The sequence below is a fragment of the Rhizobacter sp. P3_C12 genome, assembly GCF_056402735.1.
In genome coordinates this window covers 1-14,669 of the sequence record NZ_JBFUGW010000165.1, presented here as the reverse complement: position 1 = coordinate 14,669, position 14,669 = coordinate 1, and the positions used below count along the sequence as shown (strand labels likewise).

At 69.0% G+C, this 14,669-nt stretch carries 13 protein-coding genes; 5 read left to right on the top strand and 8 right to left on the bottom strand.

Annotated features, from left to right (window positions below; all coding sequences use genetic code 11):
• Positions 1-1,392: cobalamin-dependent protein (locus AC1DXV_RS22320; protein ID WP_477935591.1), on the bottom strand; the 1,392-nt coding region annotated here is incomplete at its 3' end.
• Positions 1,393-1,407: 15 nt separating this feature from the next.
• Entirely contained in the window at positions 1,408-2,244 is an 837-nt protein-coding gene (locus AC1DXV_RS22315) for a PPK2 family polyphosphate kinase (RefSeq protein WP_477935589.1), read from the bottom strand.
• A gap of 208 nt (positions 2,245-2,452) precedes the next feature.
• On the opposite strand from AC1DXV_RS22315, the gene AC1DXV_RS22310 reads away from it, so the two are divergent.
• Both AC1DXV_RS22310 and AC1DXV_RS22305 read left to right on the top strand, forming a co-directional pair.
• Positions 2,453-3,058, top strand: a complete 606-nt coding sequence (locus AC1DXV_RS22310) for a hypothetical protein (RefSeq protein ID WP_477935587.1) — start codon at positions 2,453-2,455, stop codon at positions 3,056-3,058.
• Between the two features lie 85 nt (positions 3,059-3,143).
• Positions 3,144-3,920: a type III pantothenate kinase gene (locus AC1DXV_RS22305; protein ID WP_477865239.1), complete on the top strand. Its 777-nt coding sequence runs from the start codon at positions 3,144-3,146 to the stop codon at positions 3,918-3,920.
• 14 nt (positions 3,921-3,934) lie between these two features.
• Here AC1DXV_RS22305 and AC1DXV_RS22300 read toward each other — a convergent pair whose 3' ends face one another.
• The gene (locus tag AC1DXV_RS22300; RefSeq protein WP_477865238.1) at positions 3,935-4,951 is read right to left on the bottom strand and encodes a zinc-dependent alcohol dehydrogenase family protein; all 1,017 of its coding nucleotides are present in this window, start codon (positions 4,949-4,951) and stop codon (positions 3,935-3,937) included.
• 99 nt (positions 4,952-5,050) lie between these two features.
• Between AC1DXV_RS22300 and AC1DXV_RS22295 the strand changes: the two genes are divergently transcribed.
• Positions 5,051-5,989, top strand: coding sequence for an AraC family transcriptional regulator (locus AC1DXV_RS22295; RefSeq protein ID WP_477865237.1), 939 nt, complete (start codon positions 5,051-5,053; stop codon positions 5,987-5,989).
• Here the strand turns inward: AC1DXV_RS22295 and hslU are convergent.
• The 5 genes from hslU to AC1DXV_RS22270 form a co-directional block, all read right to left on the bottom strand.
• Positions 5,977-7,329, bottom strand: a complete 1,353-nt coding sequence (hslU, locus tag AC1DXV_RS22290; protein ID WP_477935585.1) for an ATP-dependent protease ATPase subunit HslU — start codon at positions 7,327-7,329, stop codon at positions 5,977-5,979. The two genes, AC1DXV_RS22295 and hslU, sit on opposite strands and share 13 nt — an antisense overlap.
• Positions 7,326-7,874: an ATP-dependent protease subunit HslV gene (gene hslV / locus AC1DXV_RS22285; RefSeq protein ID WP_477865235.1), complete on the bottom strand. Its 549-nt coding sequence runs from the start codon at positions 7,872-7,874 to the stop codon at positions 7,326-7,328. The genes hslU and hslV overlap by 4 nt, the downstream gene beginning before the upstream one ends.
• A gap of 57 nt (positions 7,875-7,931) precedes the next feature.
• On the bottom strand, positions 7,932-9,656 hold the full coding sequence (locus AC1DXV_RS22280; protein ID WP_477935583.1) for a hypothetical protein: 1,725 nt from the start codon (positions 9,654-9,656) through the stop codon (positions 7,932-7,934).
• A 31-nt stretch (positions 9,657-9,687) separates the two neighbouring features.
• Positions 9,688-10,500, bottom strand: coding sequence for an RNA polymerase-binding protein DksA (gene dksA, locus AC1DXV_RS22275; protein ID WP_477865233.1), 813 nt, complete (start codon positions 10,498-10,500; stop codon positions 9,688-9,690).
• Positions 10,501-10,695: 195 nt separating this feature from the next.
• The gene (locus AC1DXV_RS22270) at positions 10,696-11,751 is read right to left on the bottom strand and encodes a CobW family GTP-binding protein (RefSeq protein WP_047509974.1); all 1,056 of its coding nucleotides are present in this window, start codon (positions 11,749-11,751) and stop codon (positions 10,696-10,698) included.
• 136 nt (positions 11,752-11,887) lie between these two features.
• Here AC1DXV_RS22270 and AC1DXV_RS22265 point away from each other — a divergent pair, with 136 nt between their 5' ends.
• Together AC1DXV_RS22265 and lnt are read left to right on the top strand one after the other, a co-directional pair.
• Entirely contained in the window at positions 11,888-12,781 is an 894-nt protein-coding gene (locus AC1DXV_RS22265) for a CorC family transporter (RefSeq protein WP_477865232.1), read from the top strand.
• Entirely contained in the window at positions 12,774-14,378 is a 1,605-nt protein-coding gene (gene lnt / locus AC1DXV_RS22260; protein ID WP_477865231.1) for an apolipoprotein N-acyltransferase, read from the top strand. The genes AC1DXV_RS22265 and lnt overlap by 8 nt, the downstream gene beginning before the upstream one ends.
• Positions 14,379-14,669: the final 291 nt, after the last annotated feature.

The window sequence follows — 14,669 nt, the reverse complement described above, 5'->3', positions numbered from 1 at the left end:
CGCGTGCTGCTTGTAGCCGCGCACCGTGTCGCTGATCTCGGCCAGGTAGCGCACGCGCGCGCCGGGCACGATCGGCACCTGGTGGGTGCTGTGGCGCGTCGCGGCCGGCGGCAGCACGCCCTCGCGCACCGGCATGCCCAGGGCCGCCAGCCGCGGCAGCAGCGCCTGGTACAGCGCGGTCACGCCGTCGTCGTTGAAGCGGCTGGCCATCGTGCCGAACACCGGCATCTCGTCGGGCCGCGTGCCCCAGGCCTCGCGGTTGCGCTGCACCTGCTTGGCCACGTCGCGCAGCGCATCGGCCGCGCCCTTGCGGTCGAACTTGTTGATCGCGACGAACTCGGCGAAGTCGAGCATGTCGATCTTCTCGAGCTGGCTCGCGGCGCCGAACTCCGGCGTCATCACGTACATCGGCACGTCGACCAGCGGCACGATCGCCGCATCGCCCTGGCCGATGCCGGAGGTCTCGACGATCACCAGGTCGAAGCCGGCGGCGCGGCACGCGGCCAGCACGTCGGGCAGGGCCTGGCTGATCTCGCTGCCGAAATCGCGCGTGGCCAGGCTGCGCATGAAGACCCGCTGGCCGGAGCGCCACGGCGCGATCGCGTTCATGCGGATGCGGTCGCCCAGCAGCGCGCCGCCACTCTTGCGGCGCGACGGGTCGATGCTGATCACCGCGACGTGCAAGGCATCGCCCTGGTCCAGGCGCAACCGGCGGATCAGCTCGTCGGTCAGCGAGCTCTTGCCGGCGCCGCCGGTGCCGGTGATGCCGAGCACCGGCGTCACGTTCTGCTTCGCGACGGCGTGCAACTCGGCCTTCAGCGCCTCGGGCACGGCGCCGTTCTCGAGCGCGGTGATCAGCTGTGCGAGCGCACGCCGCTGCGGCTCGCCGCGGCCCTGGATCGCCGCCAGCGCGGCCGGCGCGTGCGGCGACAGATCCTTGTCGCAGCGCATCACCATCTCGCCGATCATTCCCTGCAGGCCCATGCGCTGGCCGTCTTCGGGGCTGTAGATGCGGCTCACGCCGTAGCGCTGCAGTTCGGCGATCTCGGCCGGCACGATCACGCCGCCGCCGCCGCCGAACACCTGGATGTGCGCGCCGCCGCGCTCGCGCAGCAGGTCGACCATGTACTTGAAGTACTCGACATGCCCGCCCTGGTAGCTGCTGATCGCGATGCCCTGCACGTCTTCCTGCAGCGCCGCGGTGACCACCTCGTCGACCGAGCGGTTGTGTCCCAGGTGGATCACCTCGGCGCCCATGCCCTGCAGGATGCGCCGCATGATGTTGATCGCCGCGTCGTGGCCGTCGAACAGGCTCGCGGCAGTGACGAAGCGCACCTTGTGCGTTGGACGATAGGCGGCCAAAGCCTTGAACTCGGCGGACAAGTCAGTCATGCGGTCGTCTCCGTGTCAGCGCACGCGCAGCTTCGCGAGGTCGTCGCTGGCCGGCGGGTAGCGCAGCTTCAACCCGACCAGCGCGCGCTTCACCAGCGTCGCGATCATCAGGTTGCGGTGCGTCTTCGAATCGGCCGGCACCACGGTCCACGGGGCCCAGCGCGTGCCGGTGGCCGCGATCGCATCGGCATACGCCTGCTGGTAGGCCTTCCACTGCTTGCGCACGGTGAGGTCGTCGGGCGCGAACTTCCAGTTCTTGGTCGGGTCGTCCAGCCGCTCCTGCAGCCGGGCGCGCTGCTCGTCCTTCGAGATGTGCAGCATGAACTTCAGCACCACGGTGCCGGTCTCGGCCAGCATGCGCTCGAAGTCGTTGATGTGGGCGTAGCGCTGGCGCGCCTGCTGCGGCGTGATCCAGCCGTTCACCACCGGCACCAGCACGTCTTCATAGTGGCTGCGGTTGAAGACCATCACCTCGCCGGCACCCGGCACCTTCTGGTGGATGCGCCACAGGTAGTCGTGGTCGCGCTCCGGGGCGGTCGGCGCCTTCCAGCCGACCGTCTGCACGCCCAGCGCGCTCATCTGGCCGAACACGCCGCGCAGCGTGCCGTCCTTGCCGCTGGTGTCGGTGCCCTGCAGCACCACCAGCAGCTTGAAGCGGCGGTCGGCATAGAACAGGTTCTGCAGTTCGTCGAGCTCCAGTGCCAGCGCGTCGACCGCGGCCTTGTCGGCCGCCTTGTCGCCGGTCGAGAACGGCTTCGCGCCGGGATCGATCGCGAAGAGGTCGAAGGCGCGCTTCTTGCTCCCGGCGTCCGCATACTGGAAATCCGCCCCATCCGGTGCCTTGGTCGTCACGTGGACTCCGTTCGTTGCAATTGACGTATACGTCAATCGCGAGTGTATCGCCGATACTTCGCGGCGGGCGGCCGCACTCCGTTGCGGGGAATCATGGTCTACCCGACCCGATTCCGGCGGCACAATCGCGCCGTTCAGAAGTACGGCGCCGGAGGGGGCGCCAGGGCAGAACATCAGGAGTGGTTCCGTGCCGAGCATCAATATCCCCGTGAAGACGCCAGAAGGCGTCGACGAGTTGGGCAGTCGACAACGAAAACTGGGACAGCGGCATCGCACGGTCTTGCTGCTGGTCGATGGTCGAAGGCGCGAGAGCCAGGTGCGGCAGCTTGCCGTGCAGGCGGGCGTGCCCGACCAGATCTTCGACGAGCTGGTGGCCATGGGCTTGATCATGTTCACGCAGGGCACCGGGTCGATGCAGGGCAATTCCGGCCTGGCACCGCTCGATGTCGACCTGCCGCTGGACACCGTCTCCGGCCCGTTGCCGCCATCGCTGAGCCTGCAGCCGGAGTCGGTGCTCACCGATTCGATGCTCGGCGACCTGCCGATCTCCGACCTGGCGCCGCTGGACGAAGCCGATGCCGCGCTCGACGAAGCGCGCGCGATCCTGATGCGCGCCGTGAAGGCCGAGGCGCCGGTCGCCGGCTCGCTGACGCTGATGCGCCTGAAGCGTGCGCGTTCGCGCAACGACATCGAGGCGCTGCTCGACGAGGTGGAGCAACGCATCACCAAGCCGTTCAAGGGCATCTGGGCCGCCCAGACGATCGCCCGCGCGCGCGACCTGCTGCGCACCGTCAACTCGCCATCGGCGGCCTGAAGCGGCCGGCCCGCGGGCCCGGGACTTTCCCGGGTTTGCCGGCCGCCGGCCTGTCGCCCGGGCGGCAGCGGTTACCCTTGCGGCCATGACGTTCCTGGCCATCGACATCGGCAACACGCGGCTCAAGTGGGCGCACTACAGCAGTCCGCAACCGGGCGCGCGGCTGCTGGCGCACGGCGCCGTCTTCCTCGAAACCATCGACCGGCTGGCCGACACCGAATGGAAGAACCTGCCGCCACCGAGCAGCATGCTGGGCTGCGTGGTGGCCGGCGAGGGCATCCGGCGCGAGGTCGAGGAGCAGCTGGAGCAGCTCGCGCACTGGCAGATCGAGCCGCGCTGGGTGGTCTCGACCGCGCATGCCGCCGGCGTCACCAACGGCTATGACCACCCGAACCGCCTCGGCACCGACCGCTGGGTCGCGTTGATCGGCGCCTGGCAGCGGGTGCGGGCGGCCGGTGCGCCGCGGCCGGCGCTGGTGGTGATGGTGGGCACGGCGGTCACCGTCGATGCGCTGGATGAAACCGGCCGCTTCATCGGCGGCGTGATCCTGCCGGGCTTCGGGCTGATGCTGCGCGCCCTCGAGATGGGCACCGCGGGCCTGAAGGCTCCGACCGGCGAGGTGGTCGATTTCCCGACCAACACCAGCGATGCGCTGATGAGCGGCGGCGCGCATGCGATGGCCGGCGCGATCGAGCGCATGGCCGGCAAGCTGCGCGAGCGCACCGGGCAGGCGCCGGCGCTGATCATGACCGGCGGCGCGGCCGTGAAGCTGGCGCCGATCGTGCCGCTGCCGTTCGAGACGGTCGACACGCTGATCTTCGACGGGCTGCTGGAGCTGCAGTCGCATCGGCTGGCGCTGTGATCCCGGCGCCGTGATCAGCCGCTCACGCGGATGACCACCTTGCCGAGGTGCGCGCCGTCGGCCAGGTGCCGGTAGGCGGCCTCGGCCTGATCGATCGGGAACACGCGGTCGATCACCGGCCTCAGCCGGTGCGCGCTGATCAGCCGGTTCATCGCCTCGAAGTCGCTGCGGCTGCCGACGGCAAGGCGGCGCAGCGTCAGCAGCCGGCCGCTGAAGGCGCGCGGGTCGAGGCGGGCGTCGTCGGTGCCGAACACGCCCATCAAGCCGATGTCGGCATCCCACGCGGCGCAGCGCAACGAGCGCTCCAGCGTGGCCGGCCCGACCGCCTCGATCACATGGTCGGCGCCGCGGCCGTCGGTCAGGCGCAGCACCTCGCGGTCCCAGTCGGCCTGCTGCCGGTAGTCGACGACCTCGTCCGCGCCGAGCGACCTCAGCCGCGCCGCCTTGTCGTCGCTGGAAGTCGTCGCGATCACGCGGGCACCGAGCGCCTTCGCGAACTGGATCGCGAACACCGCGACGCTGCCGGCRCCGAGCGTCAGCACCGTGCTGCCGGCGCGCACCGGGCGGCCGCCGGTCAGGCCGTTCCAGGCGGTCAGCCCGGCGCACGGCAGCGTGGCCGCCTCGTCGAAGCCGAGGTGCGCGGGCATCGCGAGCACCGATGCTTCGTCGACCACCACGTCGTCGGCCAGCCAGCCCGGCAGGCTGCAGCCGGTCTGCTGCATCGCCTGCGCCAGGCTCAGCCGGCCCTCGGTCCACTGCGGGAAATAGCTGCTGGTCACGCGATCGCCGACCCCGAAACGCGTCACCGCGCGGCCCACCTCGATCACCTCACCCGCACCGTCGCTGACCGGCACGACCCCCGGCGTCAACGGAACCGGGTAGGTGCCGGCGCGGATCATCAGGTCGCGCCGGTTCAGCGACACCGCGTGCACGCGCACGCGCACATCGGTGGGGCCGATCGGTTGCGCTGGCGTGTCTCGCACCACCAGGGGCGCTGCGGGGTGGTCGGCATCCAGGTGAAGGCTTCGCATCGTGATCTCGTCCAGAGTGGATACGTCCATTCTGGAAGCCAGATTCAGGACGATGAATGCCTGCTACGCTCGATCTCTTGTCTGGCCGTCCAAAGAGCGATGGATCCCCTCGATGACATCTTTGCCGCGATGCGGGTGCGCAGCGCGTTGTACGCACGGCTCGAACTGAGCGCGCCCTGGGGGCTGGATTTCGCGGCCGGCCGCATGGCCCGCTTCGGGCTCGTCGTGCGGGGCAGTGCGTTGTTGCAGCTCGACGGTGCCGGGCCGCTGGTCGCGCTGGCGGCGGGCGATTGCTTCGTGATGGCGCGCGGCTCGCGCTACGTGCTGAGCGACGCCCCCGGTTCCGCGACGCGGCCGTGCAGCGAGACGGTGCGCGACCACGTCGGCGGTGTCGTGACGCTGGGCGGCGGTGGCGCACCGGCCACCGTGATCACCGGCTGGTTCGAATTCGATGCGCTGGCGGCGAAGCCGCTGGTCGAGCTGATCCCCGCGCTGCTGCTGGCGCGGCTGGACGACGACCGCAGCCGGCTGCTCGAGGCCACGCTGCAGATGCTCGCGGTCGAGACCGGCTCGCCCGCGCTCGGTTCCGGCACCGTGATCAGCCGGCTCGCCGATGTGCTGTTCGTGCATGCGGTGCGCTCGCATGCGCAGGCCGTTGCGCTGGACGAGGGGGCGGGTGCGAGCTGGCTGACGGCGTGGGCCGATCGCCGCATCGGCGCGGCCTTGCGCCGCATGCACCATGAACTCGCGCGGGCCTGGACCGTCGACGAACTGGCGTCGGTGGCCGGCCTGTCGCGCTCGGCGTTCGCGCAGCGTTTCCGCCAGCAGGTGGGCGAGCCGCCGCTTGAGTACCTGACGCGCTGGCGGATGTTCCGGGCCGGCTGCCTGCTGCGGGCCGGCGATGCACCGCTCGCGGGCATCGCGGCCCAGGTGGGCTACGACTCCGAGCCGGCCTTCAACAAGGCGTTCAAGCGCGTCACCGGCCTGCCGCCCGGCGCCTGGCGGCGCGAGGCGGCCGCGCAGGCTCAGAGGATGTAGCGCGACAGGTCTTCGTTCTTCGCCAGTTCGCCGAGCTTCGCGTCGACCTCGGCCGCGCCGATCGACACCGTCTGGCCGGCGAGCTTCGGCGCGTCGAAGCTGACCTCGTCGAGCAGCCGCTCCATCACCGTCGACAGGCGCCGCGCGCCGATGTTCTCGGTGCGCTCGTTGACGTCGAAGGCGATCTGCGCCAGGCGGCGGATGGCGTCGGGCCGCAGCTCGAGCGTGACGCCCTCGGTCGCGAGCAGCGCCTGGTACTGCTTGACGAGGCTCGCGTGCGTCTGCGTCAGGATGGCCTCGAAATCGTCGACGCTCAGCGAGCCGAGCTCGACGCGGATCGGAAAACGCCCCTGCAGCTCGGGGATCAGGTCGCTCGGCTTGCTCAGGTGGAAGGCGCCCGACGCGATGAACAGGATGTGGTCGGTCTTCACCATGCCGTACTTGGTGTTGACGGTGGTGCCCTCGACCAGCGGCAGCAGGTCGCGCTGCACGCCCTGGCGCGAGACATCGGCGCCGCTCGATTCGTTGCGCGACGCGACCTTGTCGATCTCGTCGAGGAACACGATGCCGTTCTGCTCGGTGTTGTGCAGCGCCGCGGTCTTGATCTCGTCCTCGTTGACGAGTTTGGCCGCCTCGTCGTCGACCAGCAGCTTCAGCGCCTCGCCGATCTTCAGCTTGCGCAGCTTGCGCTTGCCCTGGCCGAGGTTCGCGAACATGCCCTTCAGCTGCTCGGCCATCTCGTCCATGCCGGGCGGGCCGATGATGTCGAGCGTCGGCTTGGTGTCGGCCACCTCGATCTCGATCTCCTTGTCGTCGAGCGAGCCTTCGCGCAGCCGCTTGCGCATCACCTGGCGCGCGGTGTTGTCGGCCGCCGGCKCGGCCGGCGTGGTCGGCGTCAGGCCGAAATCGCTGCTCGCGGCGCGCGGCGGCGGCACCAGGATGTCGAGCACGCGGTCTTCGGCGGCGTCTTCGGCACGCACGCGCTGGCGCTTGATCTGCGTCTCGCGCTCCTGCTTGACGGCCATGTCGACCAGGTCGCGGATGATGGTGTCGACGTCCTTGCCGACGTAGCCGACCTCGGTGAACTTGGTCGCCTCGACCTTGATGAACGGCGCATCGGCCAGCTTGGCGAGCCGGCGCGCGATCTCGGTCTTGCCGACGCCGGTCGGGCCGATCATCAGGATGTTCTTCGGCGTGATCTCGCCGCGCAGCGCGCCGTCGACCTGCTGGCGGCGCCAGCGGTTGCGCAGCGCGATCGCGACCGCGCGCTTGGCGCCGGCCTGGCCGACGATGTGGTGGTCGAGTTCAGAAACGATCTCTTGCGGGGTCATGGAACTCATCGGGTGCTTTCGCCCAGGATTTCGATCGTGTGGTTCTGGTTCGTGTAGATGCACAGGTCGCCGGCGATCTCGAGCGAGCGCTTGACGATGTCCTGCGGCGGCAGGTCGGTGTGCTCCAGCAACGCGATCGCCGCGGCTTGCGCGTACGAGCCGCCGGAGCCGATCGCGACGATGCCCTTCTCGGGCTCGAGCACGTCGCCGTTGCCGGTGATGATCAGCGAGGCCTCCTTGTCGGCCACGGCGAGCATGGCCTCGAGGCGGCGCAGCACGCGGTCGGTGCGCCAGTCCTTGGTCAGCTCGATCGCGGCGCGCACCAGGTGGCCCTGGTGCTTCTCGAGCTTGGCCTCGAAGCGTTCGAAGAGGGTGAAGGCGTCGGCGGTGGCCCCGGCGAAGCCGGCGAGCACCTGGTCGCGGTACAGCTTGCGCACCTTGCGGGCCGTGGCCTTGACGACGACGTTGCCGAGGGTGACCTGGCCGTCGCCGCCGAGCGCGACCAGGTTGCCGCGCCGCACGCTCAGGATGGTGGTGCCGTGGTATTGATCCATGGGGTCTCAGATTCGGGCGAAGCGCGAGGCTTCAAGCCGAAGATTGTGACCCGGGATTCAGACCACGCGGACCTTGACCTTGGCGTGCTCGTTGATGCCCATCGCGCCGAAGAACAGCGCGACGAGGCGGTGCGCTTCGGAGAAGGTCACCGAGCGGTTCTCGCCGCGGCGCGCCAGCACCCAGTTCAGCAGGTCGCCGGCCGCGATGAAGTCGACGCGGATCAGCCGGGCGCAGGAGACGTTGACGACCTCGGCATGGCCCAGTTCGTCGTTCATCTTCGTCAGCGTGGCACCGATGTCACCGACCAGCTGGCCGGACAGCTCGACCCCCGCGACCTGCACGCCCGGTTCGTCGGGCATCTGCGATTCGAGGAAGCTGGTGGACACATCGCTGACGACCGACATCGGCGGCGACTGCGTGCTCATGTTCGAGCCGCTGATGCGCACCTGGCATTTCGCGCTCTCCCACGACGGCGGCGACACCTCGTAGGTGACGCAGTAGTCGATGGCCGCTTCGTCGAACTGGTCGGCGCGGTTGGCCATGCGCAGCGCATCGAGGCGCAGCTGCCAGAAGACGGGGTCGGCATCGCGCACGCCGGTGGGCGCCGCATCCTGCAGCACCTGCATCAGGCGGTCGCCGCCGAGCCAGCGCATGTCGAGCGGCTCGTTGATCCAGCCGCGGAACAGCTCGCTCATGCGCGCGCAGGCCTCGGCGTCGATGCTTTGCAGCGAGCTCCAGTCGAACACCCACGGCAGCGGCATCTGCAGCGATTGCGAGCGCAACCGGGCCACCGCGTCGGCATCGACGATGCTCGGGCACACCCAGCCGACCTGGCCGTCGATGCGCGAGCTGGGGCGGCGCTCTTCGCCAGCGGCCTCGGCCACCAGCTTGGGCATCGAGAACCACTGCGGCGCCGACCAGCCGAACTGCTGGGCGTAGTCGATCGCGAGGCTCTCGAACTTGTGGTGCTGGCCGATCGCGCGGTACAGGTCGAACAGCGCCAGCCAGGTCTCGGCGTGCTGGGCGCGCGGGCCGCCCTGGCCGGTCAGCGCGGCGAGCGAGGATTCGCAGCTCTCGAAATCGGCATTCGCGAACGCGATCACCGCTTCGTCGAGTTCGGGGTCGTGGGCGACTTCGCTCACTTCCACCGCATACGGGCTGCCCAGGTCGCCGCCGCCGATGTCGAGGTTCAGCGGCGACAACGGCGACAGGCCGGCGCCCATCACGACCGTGGCCGGCGCGCCGGCAGGCGGGCGGGCGGGGGTGACCGGGTTGGCTGCGGGCGGGCGCGCACCGTTCGCACGGGCCGGCTCGGGGCGGATGCGGCTCTGGTCGGGCTCGGTCGCCGCGTAGCCGATGGCGGCCGGCTGGGTCGGTGCGTCGTAGAAAGAGGGCGGGYGGCGCGACGGCGAGGCGAGGCCGTCACCGACCATCTGCTGCTCGATCTCGTCGATCTTGGCCTTCACGCCGACATCCGGCTTGGCACCGCTGTCCTGCATGCGGGCTTCGGAGTCGTCGAGGCGGGAGGATCCGCCCAGCGCTGCCAGCTGTTCGCTGGTCAGGCCTTCGCGGCGCACCTTGCGCAGCATGTCGAATTCGCGCTTGCGGACGAAATCGTTGCGCCGCTTGCGCTCGATCATCGCCTTCAGCTCGGACTTGGCGTATTCGCTCTCGCGGGCTTCTTCCGTGGGGGTGCCGAGCTGCGCCCAGTCCGTGGCCGGGTTGGCCACGAACTTGACAACCTTTCGGAAGAAGCTGGTGTTGTCTTTCTGATCCGACATGTCGGGTGACGGGGTGCGCGAAAGGATTCTGTCAGTCGCCGAACATCTTCTGCTTGAGCTCGCGCCGTTGCTGGGCTTCGAGGGACAGTGTAGCGGTCGGCCGTGCGATCAGGCGGCCCAATCCGATCGGTTCGCCAGTTTCGTCGCAGAAACCATAGTCACCGGCCTCGATGCGGCCCAGCGACTGTGAGATTTTCTTCAGAAGCTTGCGCTCACGGTCGCGGGTGCGCAGCTCGAGCGCGTGCTCTTCCTCGATGGTCGCGCGATCGGCAGGATCGGGGACGATCGAGGTGTCTTCGCGCAGATGCTCGGTGGTTTCGCCGGCGTTGCTGAGCAGATCGTCCTTCAGCTGCTGCAGCCGGGCCTTGAAGAAGGCCAGCTGCTTCTCGTTCATGTACTCGCTGTCGGGCATGGCCTGCAGCTCGTCGTCGGTCAGGGCTTCGCCCGGCTTGCTCTTCCAGGCGTTGGCGAGCTTCGGGTCGGCTTTGTGTTCGTGCTTGGAAATGTCGGTCACAAGAGAATTCATCTGTCGGGTGGGCGGCCGCGGAGGCGCGAAGCGGTCTGCGAAACGGGACGTGGCCGGTGGAATCGGGGCCGGTGAAGAGGCCGCTGCCGATGCCCGGGCGGCGGCGGAGAGCTTGGGGGCGGGCGGCGGCTTGACGGCCACTGGCTTCGGCGCGGCCACCTCGGCCGCCTTGGCGACCGGCTTGGCCGGCGGGGCCGGTGCATGCACCGCCTTCGCCGCGGGCTTGGCCGCCGGTGCCTTGGCGGCTGGCGCCTTCGGCGCAGCGGCTGCCTTGGCCGGGGCCTTGGCAGCTGGTTTGACCGCGGTCTTGGTAGCCAAGGCAGGCTTTTTGGCCGCTGGCTTGGATGGTGTTGCTCGCTGGGCCGGGGTCTTTGTCACTGAGATCTCCTCGCAACGGCTGTTATACCCGCTCCGCGGGGTGGGCAATCACCCCGCAGCCAAACTTGGGCGCCGCGGATTGTAGCCACGTTGTTTTCCGGCTCGACGGGAATTTCGATGCGATTTTCAGCGGAGTCACACGAGGCACTGCTCCAGCCCCTGCAGGAAGATTTCCTTCGGCAGGTCCAGGCCGATGAACACCATCTTGCTGGTCTTCTTCTCGCCCTTGGCCCAGGCCGGCCCCAGGTCGCTGCCCATCAGCTGGTGCACGCCCTGGAAGATCACCTTCTTGTCGCTGCCCTTCATATTGAGCACGCCCTTGTAACGAAGCATCTTCGGGCCGTAGACCTGCACGATCGCGCCGAGGAAATCCTCCAGCTTGGCCGGGTTGAACGCCCGGTCGGAGCGGAAGACGAAGGATTTCACGTCGTCGTCGTGCACATGGTGGTGCGGGTGGTCGCAGTGTTCGCCGTGCTCGTGGTCATGGTCATGGTCGTGATCGTGGCCATGGTGGTGATGGTGGTCGTGGTCGTCCGCCTTCAGGAAATCGGGGTCGATGTCGAGCTTGGCGTTCAGGTTGAAGCCGCGCAGGTCGAACACCTCGGCCAGCGGCACCTCGCCGAAGTGCACCTTGCGCTGCGGCGCCCGCGGGTTCATGTGCTTGATCCGGTGGATCAGTGCATCGACCGCCGGGGCGTCGACCAGGTCGGTCTTGCTGATGAAGATCTGGTCGGCGAAGCCGATCTGGCGGCGCGCCTCCTGGCGGGTGTCGAGCTGGGATTCGGCGTGCTTGGCGTCGACCAGGGTCAGGATCGAGTCGAGCAGGTAGCTCTCGGCGATCTCGTCGTCCATGAAGAAGGTCTGGGCGACCGGGCCGGGGTCGGCCAGGCCGGTGGTCTCGATCACGACGCGGTCGAAGCTCAGTTCACCCTTGCGGCGCTTCTCGGCCAGGTCGTTCAGCGTGGTGCGCAGGTCTTCGCGGATCGTGCAGCAGACGCAGCCGTTGTTCAGCTGGATGATCTGCTCCTGGGTGTCCTGCACCAGGATCTCGTTGTCGATGTTCTCGTCGCCGAACTCGTTCTCGATCACGGCGATCTTCTGGCCGTGCGCTTCGGTCAGCACGCGCTTGAGCAGCGTGGTCTTGCCCGAGCCGAGGAAGCCGGTCAGGATGGTGGCGGGGATGAGGCTCATGGAATGTCGGTCCTTGACAAGGAAGCGGGCCAGATGCGGCCGAAAAACTTTTGTTCAAGGTATCAGATGTGTCAACCCCGTGTGACTCCCTGCTTCGAGTAAGCTTTTGCCCCTGTAGAACTCTCGCCCCGGCGCGATGTCAGACCCCCACCCGAGTCGATCTTCCCGAAGCGCCGACAAGCATCCCGCTCCCGCGGACAAGCGCGGCCTGTTCGAGCGGCTGATGGAATTCATGTCGCCCGGCCCCGACTCCAAGGACGAGCTGATCTCGACGCTGGCCGACGCGGAGAACCGCGAGGTGATCGCGCCCGAGTCGCGGATGATGCTCGAGGGCGTCATCCGCATGGCCGACCTGACCGCCGGCGACGCGATGGTGGCCGCCCCGCGCATGGACCTGCTCGACATCGAGGCCCCGTACGACGAACTGCTGGCGCTCGTGATCGGCACCGGCCATTCCCGTTTCCCGGTCTTCGAGGGCCAGCGCGAGAACATCGTCGGCACGCTGATGGCGAAAGACCTCCTGAAGCTGCAGCGGGCGCCCGAACTGAACCTGCGCACGCTGCTGCGCCCGGCGGTGTTCGTGCCCGAATCGAAGGGCCTGAACGAGCTGCTGCGCGATTTCCGCTCCAACCGCAACCACCTGGCGATCGTGATCGACGAGTTCGGCAACACCGCCGGGCTGATCACGATCGAGGACGTGCTGGAAGAGATCGTCGGCGAGATCGAGGACGAATTCGACGACAAGGACGGCGAATCCGGCATCTACACGCTGGCCGACGGCAGCCACCGGGTGGCCGGCGACACCACGATCGAGTCGGTCAACGAATCCTTCGGCGAGGTGCTGCCGCTGGACGATTTCGACACCATCGGCGGCCTGGTCGCCCAGGAGCTGGGCCGGGTGCCGCGCCGCGGCGAGGCGGTGCCGGTCGGCAGCCTGATCTTCACGGTGATGCTGACGCGCGGCGGCGCGGTGCGCTGGTTCAAGGTGACGCGCGCGCCCGAGGCGGCCGTGGGCGAAGACGGTGCGTAAGACGCAGAGCCGGGTGGAGCCGCAGGCGCCGGCGCCCCCGCCCGGCATCGGCCGCCGGGGCGCCCGCCGCGAGGTCGGCGCCTCCGAGAACATGTTCCTCGGCCTGGACCTGCTGATGGTGCTGGTGCTCGGCGGGGTGCACAGCCTGGCTGCCACTTACACGCACGCGTGGATCCTGCAGTTGCTGGCGGTCGCCGGCCTCGCGTTCCGGGTCAGCCGGGCCTCGCCGCGCCGGGCGGCGCTGCTGGGTTGGGCGTTCGCGACGGCCTGGTTCGTGGCCGGCACGTTCTGGCTCTACGTCAGCATGCACCGCTACGGCGGCCTGCCGGCCTGGATGGCGGGCGCTGCGGTGGTGGCGTTGTCGGCCTTCCTGGCGTTGTATTTCGCGGCGGCGATGGCGCTGTTCGGCGTGCTGCGGCGCAACCTGCTGGTCGTCGATGCGCTGGTGTTCGCCGCCTGCTGGCTGCTGGCCGAGCTGGCGCGCGAGCTGTTGTTCACCGGCTTCCCGTGGGCGGCCTCGGGCTATGCGCACGTCGACAGCCCGCTCGCGTGGCTGGCGCCGTGGATCGGCGTGCACGGCATCGGCTGGGTGGCGGCGCTGCTCGGCGCGCTGGCGGTGATCGGCTTGCGCAACGGTGTCGGGCCGGGCGGGCTGGGCGTCATCACGAGCGTGGCGGTGGTCGGCGGGCTGGCCGCGATGCAGCCGGTCAATTTCACGCGCGGCAGCGGCAGTTTGCAGCTGTCGTTGCTGCAATCGAACGTCGCGCAGGACGAGAAATTCGCCGAGGACAAGCTGCCGCAGGCGCTGGTGTGGGCGGCGACCACGCTGCAATCGGCGCGCGGCGACCTGATCCTCGCGCCCGAGACCATCGTGCCGCTGCTGCCCGACCAGTTGCCCGAGGGCTACTGGGCCGCGCTCGCTGCCGGCTTCCAGCGCGGCGACCGGGCGGCGCTGATCGGCGTGCCGCTCGGCAGCTTCGAGGCCGGCTACACGAACTCGGCGGTCGGGCTGTCGCGCGAGACCGCCAAGTGGCCGGGCGGCTTCTACCGCTACGACAAGCACCACCTGGTGCCGTTCGGCGAGTTCATCCCGACCGGTTTCCGCTGGTTCACCGAGCTGATGAACATCCCGCTCGGCGATTTCAACCGCGGCCCGGTCGGGGCGCCGTCGTTCGAGGTGAAGGGCCAGCGCATCGCGCCCAACATCTGCTACGAGGATCTGTTCGGCGAGGAGCTGGCGGCGCATTTCCGCGAGCCGGAGCGGGCGCCGACGATCTTCGCGAACCTCAGCAACATCGGCTGGTTCGGCGACACCATCGCGCTGGCGCAGCACCTGAACATCTCGCGCATGCGGGCGATCGAGTTCCAGCGGCCGATGCTGCGCGCGACCAACACCGGCGTGACGGCGGTGATCGACCACACCGGGCGGGTCACGCACCAGCTGCCGCCGCTGACGATGGGGGTGCTGCAGGCGCCGGTCGAAGGCCGCGAGGGCATGACGCCGTACGCGAGCTGGGCGGCGCGCTGGTGGCTGTGGCCGCTGCTCGCTGGCGCGCTGCTGTCGCTGGTGATCGTGGTCCCCCTGCGACGTTCGTAGGTGCTGCTGGCTTTGCCGAACCAGCGGCTCGATGCACAGAAAACACGCATGGCGCGCCCGGGTGCAACCCGGGCTTAATCCTCATTTGTTCGCTTGTCACCTCCCCAGAAGCAGGGCGGTGGCAGAAGGCGGGTGCGGGGAGGCTGTGGAGCGCCAATAGGGACGGGGCGCCGGAGCTGGCTGGTTTCATGGCCCGCGTGCGCAGCACGCTTCGTGCACTGACTGTCGCCCACTGTTTGACCACAACGAACGAAGTGAGTGGCGGGAGTTTGGGCGACGGGCCATGAAACC

What these genes read in the sequence shown, in the direction of transcription:
- AC1DXV_RS22305 (WP_477865239.1), top strand. Translation starts at nt 3,144, where the DNA reads ATGACGTTCCTGGCCATCGACATCGGCAACACGCGGCTCAAGTGGGCG.
- AC1DXV_RS22295 (WP_477865237.1), top strand. Translation starts at nt 5,051, where the DNA reads ATGGATCCCCTCGATGACATCTTTGCCGCGATGCGGGTGCGCAGCGCG.
- hslV (WP_477865235.1), bottom strand. Translation starts at nt 7,874, where the DNA reads ATGGATCAATACCACGGCACCACCATCCTGAGCGTGCGGCGCGGCAAC.
- AC1DXV_RS22270 (WP_047509974.1), bottom strand. Translation starts at nt 11,751, where the DNA reads ATGAGCCTCATCCCCGCCACCATCCTGACCGGCTTCCTCGGCTCGGGC.
- AC1DXV_RS22265 (WP_477865232.1), top strand. Translation starts at nt 11,888, where the DNA reads ATGTCAGACCCCCACCCGAGTCGATCTTCCCGAAGCGCCGACAAGCAT.